Source organism: Mycobacterium attenuatum, from assembly GCF_900566085.1.
GTDB lineage: Bacteria > Actinomycetota > Actinomycetes > Mycobacteriales > Mycobacteriaceae > Mycobacterium > Mycobacterium attenuatum.
The window spans coordinates 1-10,964 of the sequence record NZ_UPHT01000134.1 but is presented as its reverse complement, the minus strand read 5'-3'; the positions used below and the strand labels follow the sequence as shown (position 1 = coordinate 10,964).

The window sequence follows — 10,964 nt, the reverse complement described above, 5'->3', positions numbered from 1 at the left end:
CCCCTGGATCGAGCCCCCGCCGGCCCCGCCGGCCCCGCCGGCGCCGAACAGCCCCGCATTGCCGCCGTTGCCGCCGGCGCCGCCGGTGCCGGTGGTGGCGGATCCGCCGGCCCCGCCGGCCCCGCCGTTGCCGATCAGCCCTGCGGCCCCGCCGGTGCCGCCGGCTCCGCCGTTGGCGCCGGTGGCTCCGGACGCCCCGGCACCGCCGTTGCCGATCAACCAGCCGCCGGGTGTGCCGTTCTGCCCGGTGCCCGGGGCGCCGTTGATGCCGTTGCCGATCAGCGGGCGCCCCGTAGCCGCCTGCACCTGCGCGTTGACCCCGTCGAGCAGGTTCTGCAGCGGGGAGGCGTTGGCCGCCTCGGCGCGCGCATAGGTCGTCCCAGCAGTGGAAAGCGCTTGCATGAACTGTTGGTGAAACCGCGCGGCCTCGGCACTGAGGGTCTGATAGACCTGGGCGTGTCCGGAAAACAGCGACGCCACCGCCGCCGACACCTCGTCGGCGCCGGCGGCCAGCACCCCGATCGTCGGGGCCTTGGCCGCCGCGTTGGCCGCACTCAACGCCGACCCGATGTTCTCCACATCGATTGCCGCTGACGCCAGGAATTCCGGGTCGACTGACACAAACGACATCGCTATCCTCCCTGTCGTCATCGAGTGCTCCGGGGAACTCCGCGCCGCACGCGAATGCGTCAAGGATGAGCAACGAGACGGCCAAGAACGTCGGTCAGAAGACGTAGATGGCCCGAGTTACGGGTCGTAGATTTCCCGCGAACGGGGTGTGACTGGACGCCGTGGCTCAGCCGTGGCTGGCGCCCTCGTGGGCCAGCTGGACTCGTGAGTTGATGCCGAGTTTCGCGTACACGTGGGTGAGGTGGGTTTGCACCGTGCGTCGGGAGATGAACAGCCGCGCGGCAATCTCGGTGTTGGCCAGTCCGTCGGCCACAAGTCGCACGACGTCGCGTTCGGTGGGGGTCAGCGATGCCCAGCCGCTGGCTGGGCGCTTGCGTTCGCCGCGGCCGCGTCGCACGTAGGCGATCGCTTGGTCGATCGATAGGCCGGTCCCTTCGGCCCACGCGGTGTCGAAGGCCTGCTGCCCCAGGGCGTCCCGAGTGATCGCGACGGTTCGTTCGTAATCGGCGTCGTAGACGGCGAACCGCGCGGCGCCGAAGCGTCGCCGGATTTCGTGTGCCGCGCCGAAGAGCCGCGCCGCATCCCGGTGACTCATGCCGTCCGCGGCCAGTCGTCCCAGGCACTCGAGGATGTCGGGGACGGCCAGGTTTGCCTGGTGTTCTGCGGCGCACACCAGTGCCTTATGGCCGTCGCGTTCGGCTTGATCGGGGTCGCCCTTGGCGATCGCTATGCGAGCACGCGTCGTCAGTGCCCGGGCCAGGTGCCAGCCCGCCGACGCCGCGACCTCTTGGTCCGCCCAGCGTCCCGCCGTGATCAGATCCCCACGCGCCAAGGCAACTTCGGCCATCGGGTTGGTGTTTGCGCCGGCGAGTTGGCCTTGCACACCGAGGCGCTGCCGCGCCGCCTCGCTCGACTCGGCCGCCGCGGCAACATCGCCTGCGGCCACTGCCGCGGTGGCCAGCACCGCATAACTGAAGCCTTCGTTGTACGGCCACAGGTCAGCGGCGGCGGACAGCGACGCGGTGGCTGCGGCCCGAGCTGCCCCGGTATCACCGCGGAAGGCCAGCGCCTGGCTGAGGGCCAGTCGGCTGCCCCACCGGAACAACACGTCGTGAGCCGCGTCGGCGTCGGCGGTCACCGCGCGGAATTGGGCGATCGCGTCGGGCACATCGCCTTCCATCAGCTGCGCCAGCCCGAGGGTCCAGCGGCACGAGCGCGCGTGAAACTGGTCGCCGATGGCCTCGGCAAGGTCGAGCCCTTCCTGCGAGGAAGCGCGCGCGGCCACCGGATCACCGGCGTAGAACGCGCCGTACGCCTGCCAGGTCAAGATTTGGGTGAGCCGCCACCGATCGCCGAGTTCGCGGGCGATGTCGAGCGCCTCGGCGAGGTAGGGCCGGGCCGCGTCGGCGCTGTAGGAACTGATCGCGCCGCAGGCGGTGAGCCCGCGGGCCAGCAGCGCGCGGTCGTTGAGCTTGCGCGCGATCGCGACGGCTTGTTGCGCCTGATCGAGGTTGTCGTGCACGCTGCGCGACGCGTCGAGGGCCGCCTTGTCGGCCAGTGCCCGCCCGCGCACCACCGCCGCGACGGCGCTCATGTCGTGATCGGTGAGGACGGCGTCGAACCAGGCCAGCCCCTCTTGAATGCGTCCCCGCGTCAGCCACAGCGGCTGCAATGACGACGTGAGCTCCAGCGCCCGATCGGTCTCACCCGTTTCGCGCGACCAGGCAAACGCCGCCCGCAGGTTGTCGATCTCGATCTCCACCTGCTCGATTTGGCGCTGATCACGCTTCTCGCCCGGGCTGTCCAGCAGGGCGGCCAGCCGGGCATAGTGATCGCGATGGCGGGCGCGCATCGCATCAGCTTCCCCTGCGTCCGGGCCGTAGTCGCGCAGCTTGGCCAGCGCATAATGGCGCACCGTCTCGAGCATCCGGAAGCGGGTCCGGTCCCCGGCCGGTTCGGCCACCACCAGCGACTTGTCCACGAGCCGGGTGAGCAGGTCGAGGACCTGATGCTGATGCAGGTCATCGTCGGCGCAGACGGCCCGTGCGGCCTCCAGGTCGAAGCCGCCGTTGAACACCGCCAGCCTGCGGAACAGGACGCGCTCGGGTTCGGTCAGCAATGTGTGCGACCAGCCGACGGAGGTCCCGAGGGTCTTCCTGCGCTGCGACGCGGTGGGCGTGCCATCGGTGAGCAGCCGGAAGCGGTGACGCAAGCCGTCGAGGATCTCGCTCAGCGACATCACCCGCACGGCCGCCGCCGCGAGCTCGATGCCCAGCGGCAAGCCGTCGAGACGGGCACAGATTTCGCCGACCACATCGACGTCGGCAGCGGTGGCACCGAACTCCGGCCGGGCCAGCCGCGCACGGTCGACGAACAGTTCGATCGCCTCGTCGGCGAGCGACAGCGACGGCACCCGCCAGGTCAGTTCGCCGGGCACCCCGATCGGGGCTCGGCTGGTCGTCAAAATCGTCAGGCGCGGACACGCCCCCAGGAGTTCGCCGGCCAGCGCGGCGCACGCGTCGGCCAAGTGCTCGCAGTTGTCCAGCACCACCAGAAAGTCCCGGTCACCGACGAATCGCACCAGGCTGTCCAGCGCGGACCGGCCGGGCTGGTCCGGCAGGCCAAGCGCCCGCAGCACCGCGACCGGCACCACGTCGGGATCGCTCACCGGTGCCAGATCGACAAACCACGCCCCGCCGCCGACTTCCGCCGAAGCCGCCGTAGCAATCTGCACCGCCAGCCGCGTCTTGCCGACACCGCCGGCACCCGCCAGGGTGACCAGCCGATGGTCGGCCAGGAACTTGCACACGTCGTTAATCTGCGCGGCCCGCCCGACGAACCGAGTCAGGTGTGCCGGAAAGCTATGCAGCGCAATGCTATCGGGCGCGCGCAGCGGTGGGAACTCGACCCGCAGATCGGGGTGGCACAACTGCGCTACCCGCTCGGGGCGCGCCAGGCCGCGCAGCCGATGGGTGCCCAGGTCTTTCAGCCACACATCGGCCGGCAGCTCGTCGATGACCAGGTCGTGGGTAGTGCCCGACAGCACAATCTGGCCGCCATGCGCCAGATCCCGCAGTCGCGCCGCCCGGCTGAGGGCCGGCCCCGCGTAGTTGCCCGGCTTGCGCTGCGTCACCTCTCCGGTGTGCACCGCGACGCGTAGCTGGATCGGCGCCAGTGGTGCCTGCTGCAGATCGACTGCGCATGCCAGGGCATCGGTGGCGCGCGGGAACACGGCCACGAAGCCATCGAAGCCATCGAAGCCATCGAAGCCTGGCTCGGCGGGACCCACCCCGCCATGGGCCGCGACCAGCTCGGATGCGGTGCGGTCGAGGCGCGCGACCGCGCCATCGCCTCGGGCTGGGTCTGCCACAGCTGCGCCGAGCCCTGGATGTCGGCGAGCAATAGGGTCACTGTGCTCGTCGGCAGGAACTCGCTCACGCACATATGCAACCCGATCCGTGGCTGTCTCCAGGTAGGTATACCGCGACTAACTCAGTGTCACGCGGTGCGACCGGCATCGGTTCAACATGAGTCGAAAAATGTCGGTGATGCCCTCCCGGCCGCGCGGTCGCAGGGCAGTGCCACGACAGAGCACGGTGGGGCGAGGCTACGACCCCTGCCGCCGTCCGTCTACGACCCCCGCGGCGGGTGGATTTGCGCGTTGTGACCGACGTTCGCCGGCCGGTGCGGCCCGCATCCTTGACTCGCACTTAACCGGGTCGCGACGAAGATCGCCGCGCCTGCACCGAGGGATGGTCGTGATGAACTTTGTGATACTTCCGCCGGAGATCAATTCGGCGCGGGTGTATCTGGGTGCCGGGGCGGGACCGATGCTGGCGGCAGCGACGGCCTGGGACGGGCTGGCCGGTGAGCTGGGCTCGGCGGCCGGTTCCTTCGGCTCGGTGACGTCAGGGTTGACGGGGGCGGTGTGGCAGGGCCCGGCCGCGACGGCGATGGTCGAGGCGGCGGCCCCGTATGTCGGGTGGCTGTCGGCGGCCGCGGCTCATGCCCAGGGCGCGGCGGGTCAGGCCCGCACGGCCGTGTCGGCGTTCGAGGCGGCGGTGGCGGCGACGGTGCATCCGGTGGCGGTGGCGGCCAACCGCAATCAACTGGTTTCGCTGGTGGTGTCCAATCTGTTCGGCCAGAACGCGCCGGCGATCGCGGCCGCCGAGACCGCTTACGAACAGATGTGGGCACAGGATGTGGCCGCGATGGTTGGTTACCACGGCGAGGCCGCGGCGGTGGTCGCCCAACTGGCGCCTATGCAGAGTGGTCTGCAGCAGGCACTGCAAACGCTGCCGGGCATGCTCGCCAATCTCGGCGTGGGCAATGCCGGTAGCGGAAACCTGGGTGGGGGTAATCACGGCGACAACAATCTGGGCAGCGGCAACAACGGCAGCCACAACGTCGGCAGTGGGAACGCCGGCAATACCAACCTCGGCAACGGGAATTCCGGCAACAGCAATGTCGGCAACGGCAATCGGGGCGACCAGAATTTTGGCAGCGGCAACTCCGGCGGCACCAACACCGGAAACGGGAATATCGGCACCGGGAACGTCGGTAGCGGAAATCTTGGCAACGGAAACCTCGGTAACGGAAACCTCGGAAATTCCAACGTCGGCAGCGGAAATCGTGGCGACAACAATATGGGCTTCGGCAACCGCGGCAGCAGTAACATCGGCGTCAGCAACACCGGAAACCACGATTTCGGCTTCGGTAACACGGGCAACAACGACATCGGGTTTGGTCTCACCGGGGACAACCAGGTGGGCTTTGGTGCGCTGAACTCGGGCAGCGGCAATATCGGATTCGGAAACTCCGGAAGCGGAAACGTCGGCTTCTTCAATTCGGGCACCGGAAACGTGGGCATCTTCAACTCGGGCAGTCACAGCTTCGGCGTCGAGAATTCCGGAAGCTTCAACACCGGCTTCACCAATGCGGGCCAAGGGAATACCGGTTTTGTCAACGCCGGCTTCAATAACCTCGGCTTGGCAAACGCCGGGGCCAATAACATGGGCTTGGCCAATGGCGGCTCCCAGAATTTCGGCTTCGGAAACTCGGGCTTCCAGAACACCGGTAGCTGGAACGCGGGCTCGATCAACACCGGCGACTTCAACGCGGGATCCATCAATACCGGCTGGGCTAATTCCGGCGCCAGCAACACCGGCGGCTTCGACTCGGGCAGCCTGAACACCGGCTTCGGCAGCATGCTGACGCCGGTCGGAGTCAAGAACTCAGGTTTCGGCACGACCGGCCTGGATTCATCGGGATTTTTCAACTCCGGCGGCGATACCTCCGGTTTTCAGAACAGCGGCCTCGCCTTTGAATCGGGTTTTCACAACTCGGGCAATGGTGACAATGTGGGTATCAACAACACTGGCAGTTTCCTGGCCGGCGTTGGTAATACGGGATTCGACAATATCGGCATCGCCAATTCCAATGTGTTCAACTCGGGCATCGGTAACTCCGGTAACGACGACTCCGGATTCTTCAACAAGACCGATGCACAGTCCGGATTCTTCAAATAGTTCGGTTGCGGGGTCGGATATGGATTTCATGATGTTGCCGCCGGAGACCAATTCCGCGCTGATGTATGGCGGGGCGGGTTCGGGACCGCTGTTGATCGCCGCGGCGGCGTGGGAGGGGCTGACCGCGGAACTGCAAGCCGCTGCATCGTCGTTCGACGCAGTGATTTCAGGGTTGACGGCTGGGCACTGGTTGAGTCCGGCGGCGCTGGCGATGACCGCGGCAGCGGCGCCCTACGTCTCGTGGTTGGCGGCGTCAGCAGCGCAGGCCCAGGGCGCGGCCACCCAGGCGCGAGTCGCGGCGACGGCGTTCGAAGCGGCGCAGACGTCGACGGTGCATCCGGCGGCGGTGACGGCGAATCGGGTGCTGCTGGGGGCATTGGTTGCGACGAACTTCGTGGGCCAGAACACCCCGGCGGTCGCGGCCGCCGAGTCCGACTACACACAGATGTGGGCACAGGACGTGGCCGCGATGGTGGGGTACCACGCGGGCGCGATGTCGGTGGCCGCGGCGCTGACCTCCCTTGCTGGGCCGCCCGTCGATGTGGCGGGCTTGGCGTCGCAGCTGGGCGCGGCGGTGGCTCCGGTGGTGCAGGGCGCCGTGGGCGCGGCTGCGTCCCTGGTGAGCGCGGTGCAGTCGGTGACGTCGGCGGTGCCGGTGCAGTCGCTGACGTCGCTGGCCCAGGTCGCGATGTATCCGCTCAGCATCCTGATGTCTCCGCTGATGTCGTTGGCGCAGGGGGCAAATAGCGCCGGGTTGGCCGGTGCAGCGGCGGCCGGGCCGGGTGTCGATGCGCCGAAATTTGTTGGTGACTCCGCGCCTTCGACCAAGGGTGTGAGCGCGGGGATATCGGCGGGTGTGGGTCAGGCGCGGCTGGTGGGTGCGATGTCGGTGCCGCCGACGTGGTCAGGGTCGATGCCGGCGCGGCTGGCCAGCTCGGTAATGCCGGGGCTGGGCGCGATGGGTGGCGCTGCTGCCGAGCCGGCGCAGGCGGCCGGGGGCACCGGTGGAGTCCCGATGATGCCGCTGCCGATGGGCGGCACGGGTGGCGGGGGGATGGCCGCGGGCATGGTCGGCCGCGGTGGGTCGGGTGCGCATGTGGTGCAGCCGCGGCCCAGCGTGGTGCCGCGGACCGGGATCGGATAGGGGGGCCCGGATAGGTGGGGTGATTTCCGGGGTTTCGCCATCTGGACAAGTGATCCCGCTCACTTCGCTGGGTGTCGTGGCCTCTTGGCAGTGGACCAACTAAGGGCTAGCGACTTACTTGTCAGTAAGATTCTTTAGCCGCTTGACAAATGGATTATTAGCCGATCATCAAGTGGCGATTCAAAGGAGTTTGATATGTCTTTTGTGATCACGGCGCCGGAACTGCTGCAGGGCGCGGCCCACGATTTGGCAGGTCTTCGGTCGTCCCTAGCTGAAGCCGCTGCGATCGCGGCGGGGCCCACGACGGGGATTGCGGCGGCGGCTCAGGATGAGGTGTCGATCGCGATCGCCTCGATGTTCGGCAACTTCGGCAACGAGTTTCAGGCCCTCAGTGCCCAGGCGCAGGCATTTCACGAGAGGTTCGTCAGCCTGTTGAATGCTGGTGCCGGCGCATACCTGAGCGCCGAGGCGGCCAACGCCGAGCAGGCTCTGCTCGGCGGCGCCGGTGGGGTGACTCAGCTGCTCGGCAACGTCGGCCAGGAGGTGAATGGCCAGATTCAGACTGGCGCACAAGCCATTTCGCAGGCGATCGGTGGCCTTCAGACGGGGCTCGGGGAACTTCAGACCGGTGGGCTATCCGGGCTGGCCACCTTCGGAGCCACGGTCGCCGGCCCGTACCAAACGCTCTTGGCCACCACTGGTGCCAATCTGCAGAGCCTGCAAAGCGCCATCGCGGCCAACCCTCAGCCGTTGCTGCATCAGTTCCTCAGCAACCAAACGGGCTATCAACAGACGCTTACCACCGCGTTGCGCGGCGCCATCCAGGATTTCCCCGCCGAGCTGGCCACGGCGCCGGCGGCCATCCAGAATCTGCTGTCCGGTGACCCGGCGGGGCTGCTGCAGCCGATCATCAACCAACAGATGGGCTACGCGCAGACGCTCGGCACGGCACTGCACAGTGCCGCTCAGGACTTCGGTACCGGGGTGGCCGGCCTGCCGGGCGCCTTCCAGGCCGCCTTACAGGATCTTGCGGCCGGCAACGTCAACGGTGCGGTGGGTGACATCTCGACCGGCTTCGGGAAGCTCTTCCTGACGGGGACTGTCGGCACTATCGACCCCGACACGAATCTCGTCGTCATCACGCCGGTGGGCACCTTGGGGGATCTGATGCCAACCCTGGCCATCCCCGGACAGATGGCGCAGAATTTCACCAATCTGCTTCCCGCCGGATCCATTCCGGCTCAGATTTCGCAGAACCTCACCAATGTTATCCAGACGCTGACAGACACATCCCAGACCCTGGATGGAAATATCGGGGTCCTCCATGTTGGTTCGCCGTTGGTGCTCACTCTCGATGCGATAGGTCCGGCGGTCGCCACAGCAAACGCGTTCGGCTCCAGCGCCAGTGCGGTTATCGGTGCAATGCAAACCGGGGACATGCTCGGGGCCGTCACCGCGCTCATCGATGCTCCGGCTGTCGTCGCGAATGGCTTTCTCAACGGACACGCAACACTACCCCTGTCAGTTTCGCTCGACGGCATCGAAACAATCACCAATATCCCGCTGGGCGGAATTCTGGCTCCGCCTGAATCCGCGTCACTCGCCATCCCAATCCTGGGGCCGGGGACACTTCCGCTCAGCGGCACGACTTTTGGAGGCATCCTGCCCGCGTTGCTGACGTTCCTGCCCGAACAGCTCGCGCAGGCAATCGGTGCCCCCGTGCCCGTTCCGCCCGCCATGTGACGGGCACGAGAGACGGTCTGAGAAGCGGCCTCACCCCTCGGCCCACCCGGCACAGCGGGCACGGGTATGCGGCGCAACGACATCCGGTCCAGGCAACGGCAATCAAGAGTCCGATTCACGAAAGGATAAGGTGCAGTGGCTAGTCGGTTTATGACGGATCCGCATGCGATGCGAGCGGTGGCGGGTCGATTTGAGGTGCATGCGCAGACCGTTGAGGATGAGGCGCGTCGGATGTGGGCGTCGTCGCAAAACATTTCCGGGGCGGGCTGGAGTGGGTTGGCCGAGGCGACGTCGTTGGACACGATGGGTCAGATGAATCAGGCGTTTCGCAATATCGTCAACATGTTGGACGGGGTGCGTGACGGGCTGGTGCGCGACGCGAATAACTATGAGCAGCAAGAGCAGACGTCGCAGCAGGTGTTGAGCAGTTAGGTAAGGGTTTTCGGCGATGACGATCAATTATCAGTTCGGTGATGTGGATGCCCATGGGGCGTTGATCCGGGCGCAGGCCGCTTCGTTGGAGGCCGAGCATCAGGCGATCGTGCGTGATGTGTTGGCCGCCGGGGACTTCTGGGGTGGTGCGGGGTCGGTGGCGTGTCAGGAGTTCATCACTGAGCTCGGGCGCAACTTCCAGGTGATCTACGAACAGGCCAACGCCCACGGCCAAAAGGTCCAAGCCGCCGGCGCCAACATGGCCCAAACCGACTCCGCCGTCGGTTCCAGCTGGGCCTGACAGGCACCGAGCCGACATCACCAGCCGGCTCATAGGGCGCGGGTAGCACCAACCAACCCCGGTGTTACCCGCGCCCTCACCATGCCAACCGCGTACCAGCCGCAAGATTTGCAGTGCGGGACTTGGAATGAACGTTTGGATGGACTATGGGTAGGCCAGGCCGCCTGAATTCACCGAATGACCGTGAGATTTCAGCGTTCGGCGAATCTGGAGTTTTTCGGTGTGGGTTGTCTTACGATCCGGCCGTGGGTTGGTTGGTTGTCGGTGCCGTTGGTGCGGCTGGTTGGTTTGGGGTTGGAAATGATTCCTGAATTTGCGTGGTTGCCTCCGGAGATCAATTCGGCGCGGATCTTTGCTGGTGCGGGGGCGGGGCCGTTGTTTGCGGCGGCGTCGGCGTGGGAGGGGTTGGCTGCGGAGTTGGCGGGGTCGGCGTCGTCGTTTGATGCGGTGGTTGCCGGGTTGACGGGTGGGCCGTGGGCGGGTCCGGCGTCGGTGTCGATGGCGGCTGCGGCGGCGCCGTATGTGGGGTGGTTGAGCGCGGCGGCGGTGCAGGCGGCGACGGCGGCGGCGTCGGCGGTGGCGGCGGCGACGGCGTTTGAGTCGGCGTTGGCGGCGACGGTGCATCCGGCGGCGGTGACGTCGAATCGGGTGTTGTTGGGGGTGTTGGTGGCGACCAATTTCTTGGGGCAGAACACGCCGGCGATTGCGGGTACTGAGTTCGATTACGCCGAGATGTGGGCTCAGGATGTGGGTGCGATGGTGGGCTATCACGCGGGGGCGGGGGCGGCGGCTGCGGAGTTGATGCCGTTTAGTGTGCCGCCGTTGGATTTGGCGGGGTTGGCCTCGCAGGTGGGTGCGCAGGTGACGGGGCTGGCGACGGCGGCTACGGCGGCGGTGTCGCCGGCGTTGCAGGGTGCGGTGGCCGGGGTTCCGGGTGTGGTGACCGGGGTGCAGTCGTTGGCCTCGTCGTTGCCGTTGTCGTCGTTGATGCAGGTGGCCCAGGTTGCGGCGCAACCGGCCAGCATGATGCTTGGGCCACTGATGCAGTTGGGCGGCACTGCCAATGCGGGTACGGCGGGGTTGGCGGGGGCGACGGCGTTGGAGGGTCTTGCTGATGCGCCGAAGTTCGTCAGTGATGTCAATCCGATGAAGGGCCTTGGTGGGGGCGCGGGTCTGGGTGCCGGGA

7 protein-coding genes and 1 pseudogene are annotated in these 10,964 nt (G+C 67.0%); 6 read left to right on the top strand and 2 right to left on the bottom strand.

Translation table 11 applies throughout. The features are described from left to right. Nucleotides 1-630 (bottom strand): PE family protein (locus tag EET13_RS21590; protein ID WP_136623218.1); only part of this gene is annotated, 630 nt, incomplete at its 3' end. 166 nt (nt 631-796) lie between these two features. Then, nucleotides 797-4,068 (bottom strand): annotated as a pseudogene (locus EET13_RS21585) (helix-turn-helix transcriptional regulator). Between the two features lie 323 nt (nt 4,069-4,391). Here EET13_RS21585 and EET13_RS21580 point away from each other — a divergent pair. The 6 genes from EET13_RS21580 to EET13_RS21555 all read left to right on the top strand — a co-directional run. Further along, entirely contained in the window at nt 4,392-6,158 is a 1,767-nt protein-coding gene (locus EET13_RS21580) for a PPE family protein (RefSeq protein WP_122444184.1), read from the top strand. Nucleotides 6,159-6,177: 19 nt separating this feature from the next. Next, nucleotides 6,178-7,302: a PPE family protein gene (locus EET13_RS21575; protein ID WP_122444183.1), complete on the top strand. Its 1,125-nt coding sequence runs from the start codon at nt 6,178-6,180 to the stop codon at nt 7,300-7,302. A gap of 195 nt (nt 7,303-7,497) precedes the next feature. Further along, nucleotides 7,498-9,045, top strand: coding sequence for a PE family protein (locus EET13_RS32410; protein ID WP_122444182.1), 1,548 nt, complete (start codon nt 7,498-7,500; stop codon nt 9,043-9,045). Nucleotides 9,046-9,180: 135 nt separating this feature from the next. After that, the gene (locus tag EET13_RS21565; protein ID WP_122444181.1) at nt 9,181-9,477 is read left to right on the top strand and encodes a WXG100 family type VII secretion target; all 297 of its coding nucleotides are present in this window, start codon (nt 9,181-9,183) and stop codon (nt 9,475-9,477) included. Between the two features lie 16 nt (nt 9,478-9,493). After that, nucleotides 9,494-9,778: a WXG100 family type VII secretion target gene (locus EET13_RS21560; RefSeq protein ID WP_122444180.1), complete on the top strand. Its 285-nt coding sequence runs from the start codon at nt 9,494-9,496 to the stop codon at nt 9,776-9,778. A 300-nt stretch (nt 9,779-10,078) separates the two neighbouring features. Continuing rightward, on the top strand, nt 10,079-10,964 hold an 886-nt coding region (locus EET13_RS21555; RefSeq protein WP_136623219.1), incomplete at its 3' end, for a PPE family protein.

Coding starts and splice junctions, on each gene's coding strand:
- EET13_RS21580 (WP_122444184.1), top strand. CDS start 4,392: ATGAACTTTGTGATACTTCCGCCGGAGATCAATTCGGCGCGGGTGTAT.
- EET13_RS21575 (WP_122444183.1), top strand. CDS start 6,178: ATGGATTTCATGATGTTGCCGCCGGAGACCAATTCCGCGCTGATGTAT.
- EET13_RS32410 (WP_122444182.1), top strand. CDS start 7,498: ATGTCTTTTGTGATCACGGCGCCGGAACTGCTGCAGGGCGCGGCCCAC.
- EET13_RS21560 (WP_122444180.1), top strand. CDS start 9,494: ATGACGATCAATTATCAGTTCGGTGATGTGGATGCCCATGGGGCGTTG.